This is a genomic window from Streptomyces sp. NRRL F-5126 (assembly GCF_000721265.1).
GTDB lineage: Bacteria > Actinomycetota > Actinomycetes > Streptomycetales > Streptomycetaceae > Streptomyces.
On record NZ_JOFZ01000004.1, the window covers coordinates 532,670 to 553,243 of the forward strand.

Genomic DNA, 20,574 nt, shown 5'->3' on the forward strand with positions numbered 1-20,574 from the left:
CCCCCATGTCTCCCACCGAGCCGGGCCGCACCGGCGGCATCCCGGCCGCTGCCGCCGCCCCGTAGCGTCGTCGGCACGTCCTGGCGGTGCGCGTAGACCGCCGTCCCCGTGCTGCCCGCCGGCGGTAGGCGGGTCCGGGGCAGGGACCGGCCAGGGGTGACCGGGCCCGCGACCCTGCCCGCTACTTCACCCGGTGCAGCGTCACGTCCGCAGCCTTCACGAAGGCCACACGCTGCCCGAACTGGATCTCGTAGTACTGCTCCCGGCCCCTGACCCACGCCTGGTGAGAGGTGTCGAACGTCGTCGAGTAGAAGTACTCGCCGGGCATCCGCCCTCCCACCACGTAGCTCTGTCCCGCGGGCAGCTTGTACTGAAGCGGCGTCTGCGCCTGCACCGGCACCCCCGCGGGGTAGGCGGACGCCTCGGGGTAGGCCCTGCCGTACACCGGGATCGACGAGAGACCCGCGCGCGGCGTCGCCACGGTGGCCCGCGCCGGGACCGTGGCGGGAGCGTTGCGTGCGTCGTGCAGCCAGGCCTTCTGGCCGAGGTACCAGATCGCGGTCCAGTCACCCTGGTGGTCGGCGACCGCGTACTGCTGCCCCGTCGAGGCGCGTGCGCCCGTGTCGTTGACGTCGGTTGTGGAGCCACCGGTGGGGTGCAGGCCGACGTCCTTGACGAGCGGCGCGCTCTCGCTCGGCGCGGTGTGCAGCAGGACGGCGCTCGACCCGTGCGGCGCGCACGGGGTGCCCGCGCTCACGCAGCCCGTCAGCACCGGCTTGTTGTCCCGGTACGACGGATCGATGGTGACGGCACCCGAGCGGCGTCCCGCGTTCGGGTGGAACGGCGCTTTGAGCAGCCGGAAGTAGTGCGCCCAGTCCCAGTAGGGTCCTGGGTCCGTGTGCATGCCGGCCACCGTGCTCGGGACGGTGCCGGGAACGTTGTCGTGGCCGATGATGTGCTGCCGGTCGAGCGGGATGTCGTAGCGGGACGCCAGGTAGCGCACGAGGGCGGCGGAGGACCGGTACATCGATTCGGTGAACCAGGCGTCCGGGTCGGTGAGGAAGCCCTCGTTCTCGACGCCGATGGACTTCGAGTTGATGTACCAGTTGCCCGCGTGCCAGCCGACGTCCTTGGTCGCCATGTGCTGCGCGATCGCGCCGTCGGACGAGCGCACGGTGTAGTGCCACCCGAGGTACGTGGGGTCCTGCACGAGCCCGAGGGTGTCGTCCCACGTCTCCTCGGTGTCATGGATGACGATGTAGTCGATCGAGGAGTCGTGCGGGCGGTCGGCGAGGTCGTGGTTGCCGTAGTCGCCGGGGTTCGGGCCGTACTGCTCGTAGGGCGCCGGCACCCAGGCGCAGGCGACCGACTTCGGGCACTCGGTCGTGCCACCGCCGGACTTCGGCAGGCCGAGCGCGTCCACCTGCGCGGTGCGCGGCGAGACCGAGGGCCGCGCGGGCAGGGCGACGCGCTGCCCCTGGTCGGTCGTGCGGCTCTCGCCCGAACGCAGGGTGGCGTACACGCTGTCGGCGAATCCGGCCGCCGCGGTCCGCGTGGAGGACCCGCCGTACCGGGCGACGGCGCCGTACCAGTCCGCGGGGTCGGCGCTGAGGGGGTGTCCGAGCGCCTTCTGGTCCGCCGCGAGCAGGGCCGCCCCGCCCGCGACGTTGGCGGCGGGGTCACGGCGCACGCGGTCCTCGGGCACACGGGTGAGCGTGGCGGCGCGTACCGCCGTCCGCAGCGAGGCGGGCACCTCGGCGTTCTTCGCCGGTGCGGCCGTCACGCTCATCGGCCTGGCCGTGTCACCGCGCCCGTCGCCCGCGGCCCGGGTGTCCCCGGCCCGGGCGTCCGCGTGCGACTGCGCAAGGGCGGTGCGGGCGTCGGTCAGGTGCATGGGCCCGTACCCGCCGGACACGCTGGGCGCTCCAGCGTGGGTGTCCCACCGTGACTCCATGTACGAGACGGCGAGCAGGACGCCCTCCGGCACGTGGTAGCGGTGGGCGGCGGATGCGAACGCCTGCTGGAGTGACCCGGCTCTGTGCGGCTGGGCGGCCGAGGCCGGCTGGGTGACGGCGAGCACGGGCAGCAGGGCCGCCGCCGTACCGGCCGTCAAGACCGTGCGCAGCACGGGCCGGTGCCCGGCTCTCGCACGCGCGGAGTGACGATCTCGTCGCATGGGCAGCTCCTGGGGAGTGGAGGGATCGAACGCGCCGGCCCCAGCAGTACCCCCGCGGAAACTGATCGTCAACTACCCGGGACGCGAGAGGATTTCGCACGTCAGGGCAGGTGGACGACGTCTTCGGGGGGATGGGCCGTGTGGCCTGCGGGGCGTCAGTGGGCCATACCTGTGAAGCCGTTCGCGGGATCCGGCGAACGTTGCGGCAATACCGGCGGCGCGCCCACGGCGGCGGCGCGAGTCCCGCCGGGCCGGCGCTACCAGGCCATCGGCAGTGCCTCGGGCCCCCGGTTGACCGTTCCCCGCAGCCAGCGGACCTCCTCGGGGGCGACGGCCAGCCGGGCCGTGGGCAGGTCGCGCACCACGGTCGTGAGGACGACCTCGGCCAGCATGCGGGTGAGCGCCGCGCCGACGCAGTAGTGCGCGCCGTGCCCGAAGGCGAGGTGGGGCGCCTCGTCGCGGGCCAGGTCGAGCCGGTCGGGGTCGCTGAAGACCGTGGGGTCGCGGTTGGCCGCCAGATACGAGACGTACACGGCGTCGCCCGCGCTGATCCGCACCCCGCCGACCACGACGTCCTCCGTGGCGACGCGCGGCATGCCGACACCGTTGCGCTGCGGGATGAAGCGCAGCAATTCGTCGATGGCACGGGGGAGGAGGGCCGGGTCGTCGCGCACCAGGGCGAGCTGGTCCGGGTGCGTGCACAGGGCGTACACCATGGTGGACGTCTGGTTGCGCACCTGGTCGAGCGCGTTCAGTACGATCATCACCGACAGCGAGATCAGCTGCGCGCGGCTCAGCGCGCCCTCCCGGTGCGCGCCCACGAGCTCGCTGAACAGGTCGTCGGACGGCTGCTTCGCCCTGTGGTCCGCCAGGTCGCCGAAGTACCCGGCGATCTCGGCCTTGACGGCCGAGGCCTCCTCCAGCGAGTGGGAACTCGAAAGGATCACCGCCCGCCACGTGCGCAGCCGCGGCAGGCCGGTGGCGGGCACGCCCATCAGCGTCGCGATGACGCGCTCCGGCAGCGGACCCGTCAGGTGCTCCGTCAGGTCGGCCGGCGCTCCCTCGGCGAGCATCTTCGACACGAGCTCGTCGGCGATCGCGCGTGCGTCGACCTGGAGGGCGGCCACGCGCTTGCGGCGGAACGCCTGGGAGGTCAGCCGGCGAAGCCGGGTGTGGACCGGCGGGTCCGTCCGACCGACGCCGGAGGCCGGGGCGATCTGATGGGGCGTCATTCCGGTGATCGGGCGGCCCACGGTGAGGGCGCGGCTGAACCGGGGATCGGACGTGACGTCCTTGACGTCGTCGTACCGCGTGACGAGCCACGCGTCGCCCTCGCCGAAGCGCATCCGCACCCGGGCGACGGGTTCCTCGCGCAGCAGGCGGTGCAGCAGCGGATCGAAGTCCAGGCCGTCGAGGTGGCTGACGGGCCAGTCGTGCACGGTCGTGCCACCGGCGGGCGGTGCGCCGGCGGAGATGTCGGTCATGGGGACTCCCGGTTGCGATCGGCGTGTGCGGGCCGACGGCCGCGCGGGCACGTACCGGGCCCCGGCGGCCGCCCCGCCGTGACCGAGACCTACCACCGTGCGCGCACGCCGCGGACCGCGTCACCCTTGCGGGGGAGGGGCCGCACGCACCTGGGAGCTTTTCAGCCGAGGGTGAGCTCCTGCAGGCCGACCACGCGCAGCAGTTCGAGCCGCTCGCGGGACTCGCTGCCGGGGCGCGCCGTGTAGACGACGAGCCGCTGGTCGTGCTCCGGGCTCAGCAGGACCTCGCAGTCCAACTCGAGCAGGCCGACGACCGGATGCAGGAAGCGCTTGACGTCGGTGCGGCGCAGGGCCACGTCGTGGGCCTCCCACAGCGCGGCGAACTCCTCGCTCCCGGCGCGCAGCCGGCGTACGAGCCCCGCCAGCCGCGCGTCGTCCGGCCGGGCGGCGAGCGTGGCACGCAGGTCCGCCACCGCCACGCGGGCGGCGTGCTCGTGCTCATCGGCCGGGAACAGTCCGCGCGCCGCCGGGTCCGTGAAGAAGCGCCGGACGAGATTGCGCTCGGCCTCGGGCCGGGCCGACGCGTCACCGGAGAGCGCCTTGGACATCGCGTTCTGCGCGAGGACGTCGCCGCGGTCGCTCACCACCTGGGCGGGGGTGTCGGTCAGCCGGTCGAGGACGAGGAGGAGTCCTGGGCGCACGTGGTCCGTGGCGGGCAGGTCCCGCGGCTCCACCTCGCCCGCCAGGTGGAAGAGGTGGTCGCGCTCGTCGCCGGTCAGCCGCAGCGCGCGGGCGAGCGCGGACAGCATCTGGCGCGACGGGCGCGAGCCCCTGGCCTGCTCGAGCCGCGTGTAGTGGTCGGTGGACATGCCCGCGAGCTGCGCCACTTCCTCGCGGCGCAGCCCCGGAGTGCGGCGCCGTGCGCCGTGCGGGAGCCCCACGTCGGCCGGGGCGAGGCGGGTGCGGCAGCGGCGCACGAAGTCGGCCAGCCCGGATCTGTCCATGCCCATGCTTGCCACCATGCCCCGCCACGCCGCGCGCAGCCAGGGAGAGCCGGTCCCCGGATAAGCGCGTCTCTCCCGCCCGCACCCGCGGCGCCGCACGCTGAGGCCGTCCGGCGGGATCGCCGGCGCCGCTCCCGCGCACGACCGGGACCGGCACACGCAAGGAAGGGCACGGACTCCATGCAGTACCGCACTCTCGGCAGGACCGGCATCAAGGTCAGCCCCTACGGGCTCGGCGCGCTGATGCTCGCCACGTCCATCGGCAACCCCGACCCCGCCGACTCCGCCCGGATCATCCACAGGGCGCTGGACGCCGGCATCAACCTCATCGACACGGCCGACTCCTACCGCGACTCCGAGGAGGTCGTGGGCAAGGCGCTCAAGGGACGCCGCGACAGCGTCGTCCTCGCGACCAAGTTGGGCCGCCCGATGGGCGACGACCCCAATCAGCAGGGCGCCTCGCGGCGCTGGATCATCACGGCGGTCGAGAACTCCCTGCGCCGTCTTGGCACCGACCGTATCGACCTCTACCAGATCCACCGCCCGGATCCGGAAACCGACGTCGAGGAGACGCTGTCCGCGCTCACCGACCTCGTCCACAGCGGGAAGGTCCGTGCGATCGGGACGTCCGGGATGCCCGCCTCCGACATCGTGGAGGCCCAGTGGGTCGCCGAGCGGCGCGGCCTGGAGCGGTTCCACACCGAGCAGCCGCCGTACTCGCTGCTCGACCGCGGTATCGAACGCGAGGTGCTGCCGACCGCGCAGCGCCATGGGATGGGCACGCTGGTGTGGGGCCCGCTCGGGCAGGGCATGCTCACCGGCCGCGTACGCAGGGGCGAGGCGAACGTCCTGCGCCGCGCGTCCCTCGTGAGGCACCTCAGCGACGAGCGCAGGATCGACGTCGTCGAGCGGTTCGTCGCGCTCGCCGACGAGGCGGGCCTGCCCATGCCCCACCTGGCCATGGCGTTCACCATCGCCCACCCTGGCGTGACCAGCGCGCTGGTCGGGGCGCGCACGATGGGCCACCTCGACGACCTTCTCGCGGGCGCCGAGGTGTCGCTCGGCGACGAGATCCTCGACCGGATCGACGCGATCGTGCCGCCAGGTACCGACGTCGGCAGGCTTGATCAGGCCTACGCGCCCCCGGCCATCCAGCGTCCGTACCGCCGCCGCAGGCCCGCACGGGAGCGTGCGGCGGCCTGACGCGGGCTCAGCCGCGTGCGTCGCGGCTCGCGCGCAGGGCCCACGCCACCAGCGGCGCCTGGAGCGGCAGGCGCGCGTAGGCGGCCGCCCTCATCGCCGCGTGCCGCTCCCGCCGGTCGAGCGCCATCTGCACGTTCGCGGGAAGCACCGCGACGAAGAACCCCGCGGCGGCGAGGGAGGCGGCGCGCCGGGTGCGGGGCGCCGCGACCGCCGCGGCAAGGCCGAGCTCCACGGCCCCGCTGACGTACGTCCACGTACGGGGCGCCCCGGGCAGCAGGCGCGGCACGGTGGTGTCGAAGGGGCGCGGCCTGGCGAAGTGCAGCACGCCGGCACTGCCGAGCAGGCCTGCGAGCAGAAGGGGCGAGCGCGGGGCGAGCCGCATCGGTACCTCCAGCGGGTCCGGTGGCGGGCCGGCGGCGCCGGCGCGGGTGCGCCGACCCGGGACGGCCCGTGGTCCGCATCAGGTTACTCACGGGTACTCCGCGGATCCACGGCGCGGTCCGTGCGTGCGAGGAGGGGCCTGCGGGCGCCCGCGCCGACCGGTGGTCTGACGGGCGCACGACGGGGTACCCGCCGGTAACCGGATCACTGGGAAGGATGGGCGCGCACATGGCTGAGCGGCAGCACAGGATCGACCCCGCGGCGGTCGAGGGCGACTTCTTCTACGTCAGGGACCTGCTGGACCGCGAGGAGCGGGGGAAGCTGGACCGGGTCAGGGACTTCCTGGTCGAGCGGGTGGCGCCGAGGGCCAACGAGCTGTGGATCGCCGGCGAGAGCCCGCTCGACCTGCGCGACGAGATCCGCGAGCTCGACATCACCGGCACCTACGCGGACGACCGTGCCATCGCCCCGCGCAGCTACCTGCTGACGGGCCTGCTCGGCATGGAGATGTCCCGCGTCGACCCGTCGTTCGCGACGTTCTTCGGCGTCCACGCGGGGCTTGCGATGGGCTCGATCCGCGAGTGCGGCTCGCGGGAGCAGAAGGACCGCTGGCTGCCGCCGATGGTGCGCTGGGACAAGATCGGCGCGTTCGCCCTGACCGAGCCGCTGGTCGGCTCCGGCACGGCGCTGGGCCTGACCACCACGGCGCGCCGCGAGGGCGGCGGCTGGGTGCTGGACGGCGAGAAGAAGTGGATCGGCAACGCGACCTTCGCGGACCTCGTCGTCGTGTGGGCCAAGGACGTGGCCGACGAGCAGGTGAAGGGCTTCGTGGTGGAGAAGGGGACGCCGGGGTTCTCCGCGACGGCCCTGGAGGACAAGATCTCGCTGCGCGGCGTGCAGAACGCGCACATCGTCCTCGACGGGGTCCGCGTGCCCGAGGAGAACCGGCTCCAGCACGCGGACACCTTCCGCGACACCGCGCGTGTGCTGAAGGTGACGCGCGGCGGGGTCGCCTGGTCCGCGACGGGCTGCGCCGTCGGCGCGTACGAGGCGGCCCGCGGCTACGCGGTGCGACGCGAGCAGTTCGGGCGCCCCATCGGCTCCTTCCAGCTCGTCCAGGACCTGCTGGCGCGCATGCTCGCGAACATCACGGCCTGCCAGGCCATGGCGGTGCGGATGGCCAGGCTCCACGAGGAGGACAGGCTCGGCGACGCGCAGGCCGCGCTCGCCAAGATGTTCTGCACCACGCGCATGCGGGAGACGGTCGCGTGGGCGCGTGAGGTGTTCGGCGGCAACGGCATCCTGCTGGAGCACGATGCCGCCCGCTTCTTCGCCGACGCGGAGGCCCTGTACTCGTACGAGGGCTCCCGCGACATGAACTCGCTCATCGTGGGCCGCGCGGCAACGGGTTACAGCGCGTTCGTCTGACGCCCTGCCTCAGTGGCGGCTCCCATGGCTCACCACGTTGACGACACGGCCCTCGGGGTCGCGGACGAAGAAGCGGCGCACGCCCCACTCCTCGTCACGCAGCGGATGGACGATCTCGGCGCCCTGCGCGAGAACAGCCGCGTGGACGGCGTCGACGTCCTCCACCTCGATACTGACGTCCGGTGCGACGGGGGCCGTCTCGTCGCGTGTCATGAAGCTGACCTGTGCGGTCGGATTCGCGGGCGAGGCGAGGGTCGTGATCCAGCCGAGGTCCATCACCTCGTGCAGGCCCAGCAGACCGTAGAACTCCCTGTTCCGGGCGGGCGACACGGAGCGCAGGACGGGCACGACACGACGGACGGACATCGGTACCTCCGGGCGAGAGACACAGGGCGAGAGGCGCGGGATCGCGCCCGCAGCCTATGCGCCGCCGCGCGTCCCGTCTGCCGCCGCCCGTACCGGCCGCGCCCCGCGCCGGGCCCCGGCTCAGACCCCTACGGGCCGCTGCTCCTGCGGCGGGGCGAGGCGCGCCTGCCGGGTCTTCGGCCCGAAGAGGGCCAGCACGAGCGCGCCGAGCAGCCAGACGCCCGCGATGAACAGGAACACGCTCTGGTAGCCCGAGTGGTTGAACAGCGCGGCGATGATCAGAGGGCCGGCCGCGTTCGACAGCCGTCCGAGACCGTAGGAGACACCGGTGCCGAGCGAGCGGCCGTGCGTGTCGAACAGCTCGGGGGAGTAGGCGTAGCCGAGCGCCGTGTACCCGCGCTCGAAGAGGTTGACGAGGAAGCCGAAGATCACGATCAGCACCGGATTGAAGGTCAGCCCGTAGAGCAGGCCGCACACCGCGATGACCGTGCCGAAGCCCACCAGGCACCACTTGCGCTCGAACCTGTCGGTGACCAGCGACGCCAGGTAGGAGCCGAGCGGCGCGCCCACGGTGGTGAGCGCCACGAAGAAGATCGACTTCCCGACGCTGAAGCCCTCCTTGGACAGCAGCGTCGGCGCGAAGCTCGAGTAGCCGAAGAAGCCGATGGTCTGCGTGATCCACAGGACCGCGAGCAGGGCGGTCGGCAGCAGGTACTTCTTCTGCAGCAGGGTGCGAAGGGGTGCCTTCGCCCGGGGAGCGGCCTCGACCGGCGGGGCCGGTTCGGGCAACGGGCCCTTCTCGGCCGAGACCTCCGCCTCGATCTCGGCCAGCACGGCGTCCGCCCGCGCGTAGTCGCCCTTGTTCTCGTACCAGCGCGGCGACTCCTTCAGGCGCCTGGCGAAGAGCATGTAGAACATGCCGAGCGCGCCCCACAGGTACACCAGCCGCCACGACCAGTCGTTGAGCGGGACGACCGCGCTCGCGATCAGGTTGGTGACCGGCGTGCCGCAGATCCCGATGACGATCGCGTAGGCCTGGTACTTGCCGCGCACGGCCGCCGGGTAGAGCTCGTTGACGTAGATGACGGCCACGACGGTCATGGCGGAGAGGCCCGCCGAGGTCAGCACACGGAAGATGCCGAGGGAGACGAGGTTCCACGAGAACACCGCCGCGAAGGAGAACACACCGAAGCACACCGTCGTGATGGTCAGTGCCTTCTTGCGGCCCCACCGGTCCGCGACCCAGCCGGCCGTGATCGAGCCGAGGAACATGCCGACGAACGACAGGGACGTCACGTACGCGACCTGGTTGACACTGACGCCCCAGACTTTGACCAGGTGCGGCGCCGTGGAGGAGAAGCTGTTGATGTCCGCGAACTCGAAGAAGTACGCGAACGAGACGGCCACCAGGGTCATCTTGTGGAACCGGGACAGCGGTAGCCGGTTCAGCCGGTTCATCGCGTTGGAATGCTGCATCGTGGCACGGCCCTTGCGAAGGAAGGTGGATGGGAAGAAATCAGGCACTCTCGTCGGGCCAGTACAGGCGCATCGGGTTCTCGACGAGCAGCTTGTGGCGCTGCTCGGCGGTCCGGGCGACCAGTGGCACGTAGTCCACCAGCAGACCGTCGTCCGGCATGTGGTCCTTGAGGTTCGGGTGCGGCCAGTCGGTGCCCCACAGCACGGCGTCGGGGAACTCCTCGACGACCCGGCGCGCGAACGGCACCACGTCGGTGTAAGGGTGGCGCTCGCCGCCGAGCGCGGCGGGCCCGGTGACACTCAGCCGCTCCGGGCACGTCACCTTGACCATCACGTCGCCGCGTTCCACGAAGCGCAGGAAGCGGCTGAACTGCGGCCCGCAGGCCGGCCTGGCGACGTCGGGCCGCCCGAGGTGGTCCACGACGAGCGGTGTGGGCAGCGAGGTGAAGAAGTCTTCGAGCTCGGGGAGGTCCTCAGCCTCGAAGTAGAGGACGATGTGCCAGCCGAGCGGCGCGATCCGCCGTGCCACCGCCGCGAGTTCATCCCGAGGCGAGGCGTCGACCAGGCGCTTGAGGAAGTTGAACCGCACACCGCGCACGCCCGCCGCGTCCAGCCTCGCCAGCTCGGCGTCGGTGACGTCCTCGCGTACGGTCGCGATGCCGCGTGCCCGCCCGCCGGACGCCTCGACCGCGTGCAGCATGGCGCTGTTGTCCGCGCCGTGGCACGTCGCCTGCACGACCACGTTGCGGCTGACGCCGAGGTGGTCGCGGAGCGCGAACAGCTGCTCGCTGCTCGCGTCGCACGGCGTGTACTTGCGTTCCGGAGCGTAGGGGAACTCGGCCCCAGGACCGAAGACGTGGCAGTGCGCGTCGACGGTGCCCCGCGGGAGCGCGAAGGCGGGTACGGACGGGTCGCGGTACCAGTCCAGCCAGCCGGGGGTCTTGGTGAATGCGGGGTTGCTCATGGTTCTCCGTAAGTGTTCGGGCGGGGCCTCGGTCGCGTCCGTCAGTCGACGTACCTGAGGCCCGCGGCGTCCAGCGGCCCGCGCATGCCGTACATGTCGATGCCGAGCTCGCCCGCGGCGAGCCGCCGGCGCTTGCCCTCCTCGGCGTCCTCGCGCCGGCGGGCGGCCCCGGCGACGTCGTCGAGGCGCTCCGGCGGGACGACGACCACGCCGTCGGTGTCCGCGACGACCACGTCGCCGGGGCGTACCAGGGCGCCCGCGCACACCACGGGCACGTTGACCGAACCGAGTGTCGCCTTGACCGTCCCCTTGGCGTGGACCGCACGGCTGAAGACGGGGAAGTCCATCGCCTCCAGCTCCGCGACGTCCCGGCACCCGCCGTCGATGACGAGGCCGACCGCGCCGCGGGCACGGGCGGAGGTCGCCAGCAGCTCACCGAAGAACCCGTCCCCGCACTCCGTGGTGCAGGCGGCCACCAGGACGTCGCCGGGCCGCACCTGCTCCATCGCCACGTGCAGCATCCAGTTGTCGCCCGGCTGCAGCAGCACCGTCACCGCCGTTCCGCACAGCGCGGCGCCGCGGTAGACGGGCCGCAGGTACGGCCGCATCAGGCCGGTGCGCCCCATGGCCTCGTGCAGGGTGGCGACGCCGAACGGTGCCACCGCTTCGACCCGCTCGCGGGCCGGGCGGTGGACGGTGCGGTGGACGACTCCGAGTTCGTACATCGGGGGTGCTCCTCCTTGAGCGTGGTGGAACGGTGCGGTGCGCGGCCGCCGGGCGGTCAGCGGCCCTGCCGCCGCAGCAGGGCGTCGAGGCGCGGGTACACGGCACGCGCGTTGTGTTCCTGGATGGCGGCGAGGTCGCCGGGCGGCAACCCCGCCGCGCGCGTGTAGCGGCGCGTGTCGTCGAAGTGGTGGCCCGTGGCGGGGTCGATGTCCCGTACGGCGCCGATCATCTCCGAGGCGAACAGGATGTTGCGGGTGGGGACCACGTCGAGCAGCAGGTCGATGCCGGGCTGGTGGTAGACGCACGTGTCGAAGAAGACGTTGCCCAGGACGTGCTCTTCGAGCGGCGGCTTCCCCAGTGCCATCGCGAGGCCTCTGAAGCGCCCCCAATGGTAGGGGACGGCCCCGCCGCCGTGCGGGATGATCAGGCGGAGCGTGGGGAAGTCGGCGAACAGGTTCCCCTGCACGAGCTGCATGAACGCGGTGGTGTCGGCGTTGAGGTAGTGGGCTCCCGTGGTGTGGAAGGCCGGGTTGACACTCGTGCTGACGTGCACCATCGCGGGGACGTCGTACTCGACCATCTTCTCGTAGACCGGGTACCACGAGCGGTCCGTGAGCGGCGGGGCGCTCCAGTGGCCGCCCGACGGGTCAGGGTTGAGGTTCAGCGCCACCGCGCCGAGCTCCTCCACGCACCGGGTGAGCTCCGGCAGGCAGGTGGCGGGGTCCACACCCGGCGACTGGGGGAGCATCGCGGCGGGCACGAACCGGTCGGGGTAGAGCGCGCTCACGCGGTGGCAGAGGTCGTTGCACAGGGCCGCCCACTGGGAGGACGTCTCGAAGCCGCCGATGTGGTGGGCCATGAAGGACGCCCGGGGGGAGAAGACCGTCATGTCGATGCCGCGCTCGTCCATCAGGCGCAGCTGGTTCGCCTCGACGCTCTCGCGCAGCTCGTCGTCGCTGATGGCAGGGCCTGCGGGGGAGGGCGCGGCGGCCGGGTCCGAGAGTGCGGCGACCTGCTGGTCGCGCCACGACGCCAGGGCGGGCGGTGCGGTGGTGTAGTGGCCGTGGCAGTCGATGATCATCGGCTCTCCTCATGGGACGGCGTCGCGCCGTCGTGCGTTGTGCTGTGGGGGACCAGCACGTCGCCCGCCATGATCAGGCGCGCGGTGCGCAGCAGGGCCGAGCGGGTGACGTGCTGGGGGTCTGCGGGGTCGAGGCCGAGCACCACGCTGAACTCGCCGGACGGGTGCTCGACGGAGACCGTGCCGTCCGCGCCCGCGGGCGCGGCGACGGCGTGGGCGACCGAGCCGTCGAGCACGCACGCCGTGGCCGCGGTGACCGCGGCCAGGACGCCGATCGACGCGTGGCACACGTGCGGGATGAAACTGCGGGTGCTGAGGGTGCCGCCGTGCGCCGGCGGCGCGACGAGCGTCATCTTGGGGTAGTTCTTCGTCGTGACGTCGCCGAGCCCCATTAGCTCGCCGCAGGCCAGCCGCAGCTCCTCGACCCTGGACTTCAGCTCCTCGTCGGCGCCGAGTTCCGCGACGGACTCGTAGCCGGTGCGGTCGAGGTCGGCGGCGGCGACCACGACCAGCGGCTGGCCGTTGTCGACGCATGTGACGTCGACGGGCCCTGTCGAGGGGGTCTCGACGCGGTCGCGGACGTTGCCCGTGGGCAGGAGCGAGGAGCACACCGAGCCCGCCGTGTCGAGGAAGTCGATCGTCACAGGGGCCGCCGTTCCCGGCACGCCGTCGATGTGCGTGGATCCGGCGTACTCGACGTAGCGGCCCTCGGGTCCCTCGGGGGTGGCGATGGTGATGTCCGCCGTGACACCGGTGTTGAGGGTGAGCACGCGTGCGGTGGTGGTGTCGGCCTCCGGTGTGATCAGGCCCGACTCGACGGCGAAGGGGACCACGGCCGCGAGCATGTTGCCGCAGTTCAGCGTGGTGTCCACGACGTCGCTCTCGGGCTGGAGCTGGGCAAAGCGGAAATCCAGGTCCACACCGGGGCGGCTGCCGGGCCCGACGATGCCGGCCTTGCTCGTGAGGGGGTGCGCCCCGCCGAGGCCGTCGATCTGCCGGGGATCGGGCGAACCCAGGGCCGCCAGCAGGATCGCGTCGCGCGCGGCACGGCCGGACGGCAGATCGCCGGCGCGGAAGAACGGACCACGTGAGGTGCCGCCGCGCATGAACCAGCAGGGAACCGCGGTCTGGCCGCCACGGCGGCGCGTGCCGCCTGCCGGCCGGATGGACGTGGGCTGCGTCATTGCTCTCCCCTCGCTGGTGTGTTGAGCGTCAACTTAACTGGCGACGAAATTGTTGACAATAGCTCCGACGAAAAAGTTCCCCTTATGATCGGCACGGAGGGCGGCGCGGATAGACTGCGGGCCGTCGGTAGGGCAACGGCTTCTGACAGTGTTCGCGGCGCAGTGAGGCGGTAGGAGTGGCGGAGAACCGGGTCACCGGTCGAGCGGGTCGGCATGTGGTCAGCACGGCGATCCGAAGGTCGCTCTCGGCGGGCGACATGGTGCCCGGCCAGCGCCTCGTGGAGCAGGAACTGTCCGAGAGGTACCACGCGACGCGCAGTTCGGTGCGCGAGGCGCTCCAGGACCTCGCGGCGGAGGGCCTCGTCGAGCTCGTGCCGCGCAGAGGGGCGCGCGTGCGCGTCGTCTCCGTCGAGGAGGCCATCCAGATCACCGAGTGCCGGGCCGCGCTCGAGGGTCTGTGCGCCAGGCGGGCGGCGGAGCACGCGCCGTCGCAGCGGCGTGAGGGCCTGCGGGAGATCGGCACGGGGATGCGCAAGGCGGTCGCCGAGGGCGACCTCAACGCGTACTCCGCGCTCAACCGCCAACTCCACGACTCCATCGCGCGGATGAGCGGTCAGACCGTCGCCGAGGGGCTGCTCGACCGGCTCAAGGGCCAGATGGTCAGGTACCAGTTCCGGCTCGCCCTGCGCCCCGGCCGCCCGAACCAGTCGCTTCCGCAGCACCTCGCCATCATCGACGCGGTCGTCGCCGGCGACGGCGCCGCGGCCGAGGCCGCCGCGCGCGCCCACCTCGACAGCGTCATCGCGGAACTGCGCGCGACCCCCGAGCGCGACACGGCGGAGCGCCTCGGCGCCTGAGCCGGCCGCCTGCTGGTCCACATGGCGGATTGAGGGAGGACCGGGCGTGCTGGGCCGGGGCTTCGCCGCCGTCTGCGGCATGCTGGCGCGGATGAGTGCTCCCGTGTGGCGACCGAAGAGGACCTGGGTCCCCTGGGCGGTGATCGTCGTGGCGGTCGTGATCGACCTCGTGACACCGACGGCCGTCTCGTCCGCGGCCCTCCTGATCGCAGCGCCGGTCGCCGCAGCGCCCCTGCTCGGGCCGGTCGGCATCGTGCTGGTCGGCGCCGTCTCGATGGCCGTGCACGCCTGGCTCGCCCGTGTCGACCACACCTTCGGCTGGCAGCACGGCATCGCCAACCAGCTCTGCCTCCTTGCCGTGACGGTCCTCTCGGTATGGCTGAACCACAATCTGCGCATGCAGCACGGCAAGGCCGACCGCGCCTGGCGCGCCGCCGCGCTGGCGCAGCGGGCCGTGCTGCCCGCACCGCCCGAGGAGCTGGGCGCCCTGCGCATCGCCGCCCATTACGTCCCCGCCGACCGGGAGGCGCTCATCGGCGGTGACCTGTACGTCGTGCAGGACACACCGTTCGGCGTGCGCGTGATGATCGGCGACGTGCGGGGCAAGGGCCTCGGTGCGGTCGCCGCGGTCAGCATGGACATCAGCGCCTTCCGGTTCGCGGCCGACCTGGCGGGCACCCTCCCGGAACTGGTCGACGCCATGGAAGAGTCCCTGCGCAGGGAGGGCGCCCGCAGGCAGGGGCTCGACCAGACCGAGGGTTCACCACCGCCGTCATCGCGGAACTGAGCGCCGACCTCAGGCGCGTGAGCATCGTCAACCACGGCCACCCCGCGCCCCTGCTGCACTGCCCCGACGGGCGTGTCACGGCCCTTGAGCCCTCGCGCGAGGCGCCGCCGCTCGGTCTCACCGCACTCGGCAGGTGGCACGCCCCCGTCGACAGGTTCGAGCTGCCGCCGGGCGCCACGCTCGTCTTCCTGACCGACGGGCTGACCGAGGCACGCGACCCTTCCGGCGTCTTCTACGACCCCCTCGCCCGGCTGTCCCACCTCATGCACCACCTTCCGCACGCCGCCGGGGAGTCCCCCGCTCCCGCCGTGCTGCTCGACGCCCTCATCCACGACGTCAGCAGGCACAGCGGCGGACGCGCCCACGACGACCAGGCCCTGCTGGCCCTGCGCTGCCCGGGCTCCTAGCCGGAGAGCGCTCTCTCTGAGGTAGAATCCCCTCCCATGAACAGTAGGACGGGGGCGTCCCCAGGACCGACACTGGAGGACGTGGCGCGCGCCGCCGGTGTCTCACGGGCGACGGTCTCGCGGGTCGTCAACGGTGTGCGCAACGTCGACCCCGAGATCCAGGAGACGGTGCGCCAGGCGGTCGCCGCGACCGGCTACACGCCCAACCGCGCCGCGCGCTCCCTCGTGACCCGCCGCGCCGAGGTCATCGCGCTGGTCGTCTCCGGGGCGGGCGACGCGTCCGAGGCCGAGCAGGACGCCTTCGCGTCCCGGCTGTTCGCCGACCCGTTCTTCGGGCGCGTGGCGAGCGGCGTCATCAGCTACCTCAGGCCGCGCTCCATGCATCCGGTGCTGATGTTCGCCGAGACGTCCGATGCCCGCGACCAGGTCGTGGGCTTCCTGCGGCAGGGTAGCGCCGACGGCGCGCTCATCGTGTCGACGCACGCGCAGGACCCGCTGCCCGCCATGGTCGCCGAGGCGTCCCTGCCCGCCGTCCTGTTCTCCCGGCCCGCGGGCCCCGTGCCGATCAGCTACGTGGACCTCGCCCACCAGGACGGGGCACGGCTCGCCGTGGACCACCTGCTGGCCCGCGGCTGCCGGCGGGTCGTCACCATCGCGGGCCCGCTTGACGTGCCGTCGGGCCACGACCGGCTGGACGGCTTCAGGAACGCCATGGCACGCGGTGGCCACCCGTACGCACCGGTGGCGGAGGCCGACTTCACACTCGTCGGCGGCGCACGCGCGATGGAGCGGCTGCTCGCGGACACCCCGGATCTCGACGGCGTGTTCGCGGCCAACGACCTGATGGCGCAGGGTGCCTGCCAGGTGCTGCGGGACCACGGCAGGCGGGTGCCCGACGACGTCGCCGTGGTCGGCTTCGACGACAGCTCCGTGGCGTCCGCCTGCACACCGCCGCTCACCAGCGTCCGGCAGCCGGTCGAGGACATGGCCCGCGAGATGGCCCGCCTCCTCCAGCAGCACATCGAGCAGCAGGACCGCGCCGTCACCTCTGTCGTCTTCGACCCGGAGTTGGTGGTGCGGGCCTCGGCGTGAGCCCCGCACCACCGCGCCGCCGGTGCCGTGGTGCTGTGTTGCCGTCGTGCTGTGGTGCTGTGGTGCGTCAGTGGTAGACACCGAACTCGTAGAGCGAGTAACCGTATCCGGTGCCCCGCGAAGTGCCCGTCACGCGGACGTAGCGCCCCGTGCCGTCGACGTCGAGGTCGTCCACGTTGCCGTTGCCGTCCGTCACCGACTTCACCGTCGTCCAGTTCCGTCCGTCGTCGGACGTCTGGATGTCGTACGCCTTCGCGTAGGCCGTCTCCCACGCGAGCTGCACGTGGTGGAACGACGTCGGCGCGCCGAGGTCCACCTGCAGCCACTGCGGGTCGCTCCAGTCGCTCGACCAGCGGGTCGTGAGGTCGCCGTCGACCGCGTCCGCCGCCGTGCACGGGCAGCCGCCCGTCGGGTCCGTCTGGAACGACGACGCGGTGGCGGGCTTGCCCAGCGCCACGTTCGTGCCGGACGGCTTCGGCGCCACGACCCTGAGGGACTTGGACCCGATGCCGACGTTCCCGTGGCCGTCCGTGGCCTTCACGTACACCTTCCACACGCCCAGCTTGTCCGGCGCCTTCACCGTGAGCGTGCCGTCGCCGTGGTCGGTGGCGTCCGCCGGCACGAGCCCCTTGTTCTGGTCGATGTAGTTGCTGCTGAACAGCACCTGGTAGGAGACGGGGTCGCCATCGGGGTCCGTCGTCCTGGTGCTGATGGTGACGTCGCTGCCGGCCCCGACGCCCTGTGTGGCGCCGCTGACGGTCATATCGGTGACCTGCGGCGGCGCGTTGTCGTGCGAGGTATCGCCGCCGTACGCCTTCTTCACCGCGTAGTACGAAGGGCGCTTGAGCCCGTCGGGGACGAGGTTGAACCAGACGCCGCCGAAGTCGTCCTCCGTGCCGTAGTGGAACAGCGTGGCGCCCAGCGCGACGCCGCGGTGACCCGTGACACACCCCCACGCCTTGGTGTATCCCGCCGCTTTCTGCTCGTCGGTGGGCTCGTCGGGCACGCCGTTGGCGTCGTCGGGCACCTCCCACTCGCCGGCGGGACCCGTCTCGGTGACGATGTAGGGCTTGGTGTAACCGCCTTGCTCCCAGGCGGACTTGATATTGCAGACGTCGCTGTACGCGTTGACCGCGTACAGGTCGAGATCGGGGGCGTTCCTCTTGTAGTAGGGCCAGGCGCCGGTCCACGCGTCGGTGGACGTCACGGGGTGGTTCGGGTCGACCTGGTGGATCTTCTTCGCGATGTCGTTGACGAACGTGGTGTACGCGTCGCGCTGCTGCTCGAGCGCGGTCCCGCTGTAGCAGTTCTGCAGGCCGAGCACGGACTCGTTGCCCACGTCCCACATCAGGACGCCGGGGTTGTCCTTGTACGTGGCCACCCACTTCGGGAACTCGGTGAGCATGTCGTTCTTGTACGCCGTGTCCGTCAGGTAGTCGACGCAGCCGCCGGCTCCCGGGCCGCCGCCCGGCTGCAGCCAGAAACCGGCGATGACCTTCACGCCGTTGGCCGCCGCCGCGTCGAAGAGCGGCTTGCTGGTGGCGTCCGTGCCCCAGGTGCGCACCGTGTTGGCGCCCATCGAGGCGACGTCCGGCATGTACTTCGCAGCGTCGGCGGTCGGGGGACCCCAGGTGAGGCCCTTGATCTCGTAGGGCGCGCCGTTGACCGTCAGCTGCCAGTCGCCCTGCGATCCCGTGACCTTGACGACGCTGCCCACCGCGTGCGCCTGTGGTGCCTGCAGGCCGACCACCGCTGCGGACAGCAGTGCGACGGCGGCGAGCGGCGCCAGGGCGCGCCTGGTTCGCTGAGGTCTGGTGGGGGGTGGATACATCGGATCCTCCTTGAGCGATCGGCTAGGGAAGCTCGTAGTCGGCGTCCAGAACCGCGCCCTTCTCGGGGTGCGCCTGGTCGTAGCCGTGGGCGTCGCACTGCAGGCCGCCGTTGATGCAGTGGGCGACCATGGCGCTGAGCGTGGCCTCGTCCCAGCCGTCGAAGAAGTCGTAGTGGAAGGAGTGCCCGGTGCCGCTGGCCAGCCTGAGCTTCGACGTGTCGCCGTTGACGGGCCACGCCATCTTGAACTCGATCATCGGCAGCGCCACCGGATGGTCGGCAGGGCAGACGTTCTGGTTGTTGCCGGTCGCCAGCGGGTAGGCCATGTGGCTCTTGTGGTCGGGCGTGTCCAGATGGATGCCGTCCCAGCAACTCGGGGCCTGGAGACGAATGTTGAGCTGCGTGTCGGGGGTGGAGGGACAGCTGGTGGGGAAGTCGAAGTTCTTGTACGACGTACCGCACTCCCACCCCTCGACCGTGCCCTTGAGGTTCTTGAACTCGTCCAGGGTCTGCATGGGGTTGCCGACGACGAACCGCAGGCCCTTGGGGAACGGGCGCACGCTCGTGTAGTCCGTGACACCGGACTTGTAGTAGATCGTCTGCGGGCCGATGGGCAGGACCTTGCGGTCCCCGTCGTAGAGACTGGGCATCCAGTAGGCGGACTTGTCGCCGGGTGCCAGGCAGGCGGTGCCGGCGGTGTCCAGGGACGCCGTCGTGGTGTACGCGTCGGTGCCCGTGTTGCCCATGAAGGTGTGGTCGTGGGACTTGCCCGGCTGACCGGGGAAGACGATGGGGTCGTCGGGGAGCGTGTGGTCCGCCGCGCACTTGGCCTGGAACTCGTGGAAGTACGCGTGCGGCGGGACATACGTCGAGGGCGTGACGCCGGTGACGGGCGGGTCGGCCATGATGTAGCCGTCGCCGTCCGGGTCGTCGCCGGACGTCTGCGTGGACGCGGCCATGCCCGCAGGCGTGGACGTGCCGGCGGACGCGTTGCCCGCCGCGGCGACGCCGACGAGGCTCAGGCCGGTCAGGCTCGTCGCCGCGAACAGGAGCAGCCCGGAGAAGACTCTGGACCTCCGTGCCATGGGAGACCTCCTATCAGGTTCCTGGCTCCGGAGCGGTGACCCCGCGGTGCTTCGCGTGGACCGCGCCGGACGAGTAGGGAGAACCGGGAGAGCGCTCTCCCGACTCGGAGTGTTCCGCGCATGACGAGAGCCTGTCAAGGCCCGTCGCGCGGCGGCCGTGACACGGAAAGCGGCCCGCCCCCGGTCGGGGAGCGGGCCGCTGGTCGCCGAGGCGAGCGTGCGTTCGGTCAGCCGTTGATGGCCACCTGGTGGGCCATCGCCGTCACGTCGAGGTCGCCGTTGTCGACCCACTTGCCGAACGCGAGCGTCTTGTGCGCGGTGGAAGCGGGCGGCGTGACGATCAGGTACGCGGCGTGGGTCGCGCCGGAGGTGTTGGCGTTGGCGTGAGTCCACGCGATGACGGCCTGCGCGGCCTGTCCCGGCTCAAGGTCCACGACCTTCTTGCCCGGGTTCTTCGCGTACCAGGTGCTGCCCCAACTCACGTGCGAGGCGAGCACCTTGTGCTGAGCGTTCTCCAGCCCGAGGCCGGGGTAGCCGAGCAGCGCGCAGGTGCGGTCACCGGTGTTCTTCAGCTGCAGCACCGCGCCCTCGTGGTTCATGCCTCCCGCGAGGGGGTGGTGCAGTGATGCCTGCAGCGAGGATGCGGAACAGGTCGGAGTCTTCGCGGACGCCGGTGCGGCCGGTGCCGCCTGCGCGACACCCGCGGCCGCCGTGCCCGTCAGGGCGACCGCCGCCATCGTCGCGGCCACTGTCCCGCGCTTGCCCCACCGCTGGTACACGTTCATGTCGTTCACCTTTCCGCTTGAAGCCTTACACCACGTCCGATGCGGGGCCTTGGGGAAAAGTTCACGGATGGCGAGCATTCTTTCTCCGACTTTCCCCGCGCGGTCGCGCCCCATGTCCACGGGGCAACCGGGCCTGCCGGCACACGTGTTGTCGTCTTGTCTCCGCCGTGCGTGCGCATTACTGTGTGCCCGCTTCCGCAGTGCCCCCTTCCCGGGCTGCCGCCCCGTTCCAGGAGTGCCCGTGCTCGCTGCCGAACC

19 protein-coding genes are annotated in these 20,574 nt (G+C 71.9%); 6 read left to right on the forward strand and 13 right to left on the reverse strand.

The features are described from left to right. Nucleotides 1-181: 181 nt before the first annotated feature. From IH48_RS0110880 to IH48_RS0110890, 3 genes are all read right to left on the reverse strand, one after another. On the reverse strand, nucleotides 182-2,176 hold the full coding sequence (locus tag IH48_RS0110880) for an N-acetylmuramoyl-L-alanine amidase (protein WP_199809929.1): 1,995 nt from the start codon (nucleotides 2,174-2,176) through the stop codon (nucleotides 182-184). A 257-nt stretch (nucleotides 2,177-2,433) separates the two neighbouring features. Then, nucleotides 2,434-3,660: a cytochrome P450 gene (locus tag IH48_RS0110885; protein ID WP_030902301.1), complete on the reverse strand. Its 1,227-nt coding sequence runs from the start codon at nucleotides 3,658-3,660 to the stop codon at nucleotides 2,434-2,436. Between the two features lie 161 nt (nucleotides 3,661-3,821). After that, a complete protein-coding gene (locus tag IH48_RS0110890; RefSeq protein WP_030902303.1) occupies nucleotides 3,822-4,664 on the reverse strand; it encodes a helix-turn-helix transcriptional regulator in 843 nt (280 codons plus the stop codon). 180 nt (nucleotides 4,665-4,844) lie between these two features. Here IH48_RS0110890 and IH48_RS0110895 point away from each other — a divergent pair, with 180 nt between their 5' ends. Continuing rightward, nucleotides 4,845-5,867: an aldo/keto reductase gene (locus tag IH48_RS0110895; protein WP_030902313.1), complete on the forward strand. Its 1,023-nt coding sequence runs from the start codon at nucleotides 4,845-4,847 to the stop codon at nucleotides 5,865-5,867. Nucleotides 5,868-5,874: 7 nt separating this feature from the next. On the opposite strand, the gene IH48_RS0110900 is transcribed toward IH48_RS0110895, so the two are convergent. Next, a complete protein-coding gene (locus IH48_RS0110900; RefSeq protein WP_030902316.1) occupies nucleotides 5,875-6,249 on the reverse strand; it encodes a membrane protein in 375 nt (124 codons plus the stop codon). 227 nt (nucleotides 6,250-6,476) lie between these two features. Here IH48_RS0110900 and IH48_RS0110905 point away from each other — a divergent pair, with 227 nt between their 5' ends. Then, nucleotides 6,477-7,676, forward strand: a complete 1,200-nt coding sequence (locus tag IH48_RS0110905) for an acyl-CoA dehydrogenase family protein (protein ID WP_030902323.1) — start codon at nucleotides 6,477-6,479, stop codon at nucleotides 7,674-7,676. A 9-nt stretch (nucleotides 7,677-7,685) separates the two neighbouring features. On the opposite strand, the gene IH48_RS0110910 is transcribed toward IH48_RS0110905, so the two are convergent. The 6 genes from IH48_RS0110910 to IH48_RS0110935 form a co-directional block, all read right to left on the reverse strand. Further along, the gene (locus tag IH48_RS0110910) at nucleotides 7,686-8,042 is read right to left on the reverse strand and encodes a VOC family protein (protein WP_030902325.1); all 357 of its coding nucleotides are present in this window, start codon (nucleotides 8,040-8,042) and stop codon (nucleotides 7,686-7,688) included. Nucleotides 8,043-8,162: 120 nt separating this feature from the next. Further along, nucleotides 8,163-9,518 (reverse strand): MFS transporter, encoded by a 1,356-nt coding sequence (locus IH48_RS0110915; RefSeq protein ID WP_030902327.1) that lies wholly within the window; start codon nucleotides 9,516-9,518, stop codon nucleotides 8,163-8,165. Between the two features lie 40 nt (nucleotides 9,519-9,558). Further along, entirely contained in the window at nucleotides 9,559-10,482 is a 924-nt protein-coding gene (locus IH48_RS0110920; RefSeq protein ID WP_030902329.1) for an amidohydrolase family protein, read from the reverse strand. A 41-nt stretch (nucleotides 10,483-10,523) separates the two neighbouring features. Continuing rightward, the gene (gene ligK / locus IH48_RS0110925) at nucleotides 10,524-11,207 is read right to left on the reverse strand and encodes a 4-carboxy-4-hydroxy-2-oxoadipate aldolase/oxaloacetate decarboxylase (protein ID WP_030902331.1); all 684 of its coding nucleotides are present in this window, start codon (nucleotides 11,205-11,207) and stop codon (nucleotides 10,524-10,526) included. A gap of 56 nt (nucleotides 11,208-11,263) precedes the next feature. Then, nucleotides 11,264-12,289, reverse strand: coding sequence for an amidohydrolase family protein (locus IH48_RS0110930; RefSeq protein WP_030902333.1), 1,026 nt, complete (start codon nucleotides 12,287-12,289; stop codon nucleotides 11,264-11,266). Further along, nucleotides 12,286-13,473: a 4-oxalomesaconate tautomerase gene (locus IH48_RS0110935; protein WP_037841472.1), complete on the reverse strand. Its 1,188-nt coding sequence runs from the start codon at nucleotides 13,471-13,473 to the stop codon at nucleotides 12,286-12,288. The genes IH48_RS0110930 and IH48_RS0110935 overlap by 4 nt, the downstream gene beginning before the upstream one ends. A gap of 176 nt (nucleotides 13,474-13,649) precedes the next feature. Here IH48_RS0110935 and IH48_RS0110940 point away from each other — a divergent pair, with 176 nt between their 5' ends. From IH48_RS0110940 to IH48_RS0110950, 4 genes are all read left to right on the forward strand, one after another. After that, the gene (locus tag IH48_RS0110940) at nucleotides 13,650-14,330 is read left to right on the forward strand and encodes a GntR family transcriptional regulator (RefSeq protein WP_030902335.1); all 681 of its coding nucleotides are present in this window, start codon (nucleotides 13,650-13,652) and stop codon (nucleotides 14,328-14,330) included. A gap of 91 nt (nucleotides 14,331-14,421) precedes the next feature. Continuing rightward, on the forward strand, nucleotides 14,422-15,117 hold the full coding sequence (locus IH48_RS37475) for a hypothetical protein (protein WP_324604295.1): 696 nt from the start codon (nucleotides 14,422-14,424) through the stop codon (nucleotides 15,115-15,117). Nucleotides 15,118-15,134: 17 nt separating this feature from the next. Further along, entirely contained in the window at nucleotides 15,135-15,524 is a 390-nt protein-coding gene (locus IH48_RS37480; RefSeq protein WP_324604296.1) for a PP2C family protein-serine/threonine phosphatase, read from the forward strand. Nucleotides 15,525-15,560: 36 nt separating this feature from the next. Then, on the forward strand, nucleotides 15,561-16,616 hold the full coding sequence (locus IH48_RS0110950) for a LacI family DNA-binding transcriptional regulator (protein WP_030902336.1): 1,056 nt from the start codon (nucleotides 15,561-15,563) through the stop codon (nucleotides 16,614-16,616). A gap of 67 nt (nucleotides 16,617-16,683) precedes the next feature. Here IH48_RS0110950 and IH48_RS0110955 read toward each other — a convergent pair whose 3' ends face one another. The 3 genes from IH48_RS0110955 to IH48_RS0110965 form a co-directional block, all read right to left on the reverse strand. Then, entirely contained in the window at nucleotides 16,684-18,447 is a 1,764-nt protein-coding gene (locus IH48_RS0110955) for a discoidin domain-containing protein (protein ID WP_030902337.1), read from the reverse strand. 22 nt (nucleotides 18,448-18,469) lie between these two features. After that, a complete protein-coding gene (locus IH48_RS0110960) occupies nucleotides 18,470-19,531 on the reverse strand; it encodes a DUF1996 domain-containing protein (RefSeq protein WP_030902338.1) in 1,062 nt (353 codons plus the stop codon). A 227-nt stretch (nucleotides 19,532-19,758) separates the two neighbouring features. Continuing rightward, nucleotides 19,759-20,316, reverse strand: coding sequence for a DUF4232 domain-containing protein (locus IH48_RS0110965; protein WP_051839532.1), 558 nt, complete (start codon nucleotides 20,314-20,316; stop codon nucleotides 19,759-19,761). Between the last annotated feature and the right edge of the window lie 258 nt (nucleotides 20,317-20,574).

What these genes read in the sequence shown, in the direction of transcription:
- IH48_RS0110955 (WP_030902337.1), bottom strand. Translation starts at nt 18,447, where the DNA reads ATGTATCCACCCCCCACCAGACCTCAGCGAACCAGGCGCGCCCTGGCG.
- IH48_RS0110915 (WP_030902327.1), bottom strand. Translation starts at nt 9,518, where the DNA reads ATGCAGCATTCCAACGCGATGAACCGGCTGAACCGGCTACCGCTGTCC.
- IH48_RS0110900 (WP_030902316.1), bottom strand. Translation starts at nt 6,249, where the DNA reads ATGCGGCTCGCCCCGCGCTCGCCCCTTCTGCTCGCAGGCCTGCTCGGC.
- IH48_RS0110930 (WP_030902333.1), bottom strand. Translation starts at nt 12,289, where the DNA reads ATGATCATCGACTGCCACGGCCACTACACCACCGCACCGCCCGCCCTG.
- IH48_RS0110905 (WP_030902323.1), top strand. Translation starts at nt 6,477, where the DNA reads ATGGCTGAGCGGCAGCACAGGATCGACCCCGCGGCGGTCGAGGGCGAC.
- IH48_RS0110960 (WP_030902338.1), bottom strand. Translation starts at nt 19,531, where the DNA reads ATGGCACGGAGGTCCAGAGTCTTCTCCGGGCTGCTCCTGTTCGCGGCG.
- IH48_RS0110895 (WP_030902313.1), top strand. Translation starts at nt 4,845, where the DNA reads ATGCAGTACCGCACTCTCGGCAGGACCGGCATCAAGGTCAGCCCCTAC.
- IH48_RS0110890 (WP_030902303.1), bottom strand. Translation starts at nt 4,664, where the DNA reads ATGGACAGATCCGGGCTGGCCGACTTCGTGCGCCGCTGCCGCACCCGC.
- IH48_RS0110965 (WP_051839532.1), bottom strand. Translation starts at nt 20,316, where the DNA reads ATGAACGTGTACCAGCGGTGGGGCAAGCGCGGGACAGTGGCCGCGACG.
- IH48_RS37475 (WP_324604295.1), top strand. Translation starts at nt 14,422, where the DNA reads ATGAGTGCTCCCGTGTGGCGACCGAAGAGGACCTGGGTCCCCTGGGCG.
- IH48_RS0110935 (WP_037841472.1), bottom strand. Translation starts at nt 13,473, where the DNA reads ATGACGCAGCCCACGTCCATCCGGCCGGCAGGCGGCACGCGCCGCCGT.
- IH48_RS0110950 (WP_030902336.1), top strand. Translation starts at nt 15,561, where the DNA reads ATGAACAGTAGGACGGGGGCGTCCCCAGGACCGACACTGGAGGACGTG.
- IH48_RS0110920 (WP_030902329.1), bottom strand. Translation starts at nt 10,482, where the DNA reads ATGAGCAACCCCGCATTCACCAAGACCCCCGGCTGGCTGGACTGGTAC.
- IH48_RS0110885 (WP_030902301.1), bottom strand. Translation starts at nt 3,660, where the DNA reads ATGACCGACATCTCCGCCGGCGCACCGCCCGCCGGTGGCACGACCGTG.
- IH48_RS0110910 (WP_030902325.1), bottom strand. Translation starts at nt 8,042, where the DNA reads ATGTCCGTCCGTCGTGTCGTGCCCGTCCTGCGCTCCGTGTCGCCCGCC.
- ligK (WP_030902331.1), bottom strand. Translation starts at nt 11,207, where the DNA reads ATGTACGAACTCGGAGTCGTCCACCGCACCGTCCACCGCCCGGCCCGC.
- IH48_RS0110880 (WP_199809929.1), bottom strand. Translation starts at nt 2,176, where the DNA reads ATGCGACGAGATCGTCACTCCGCGCGTGCGAGAGCCGGGCACCGGCCC.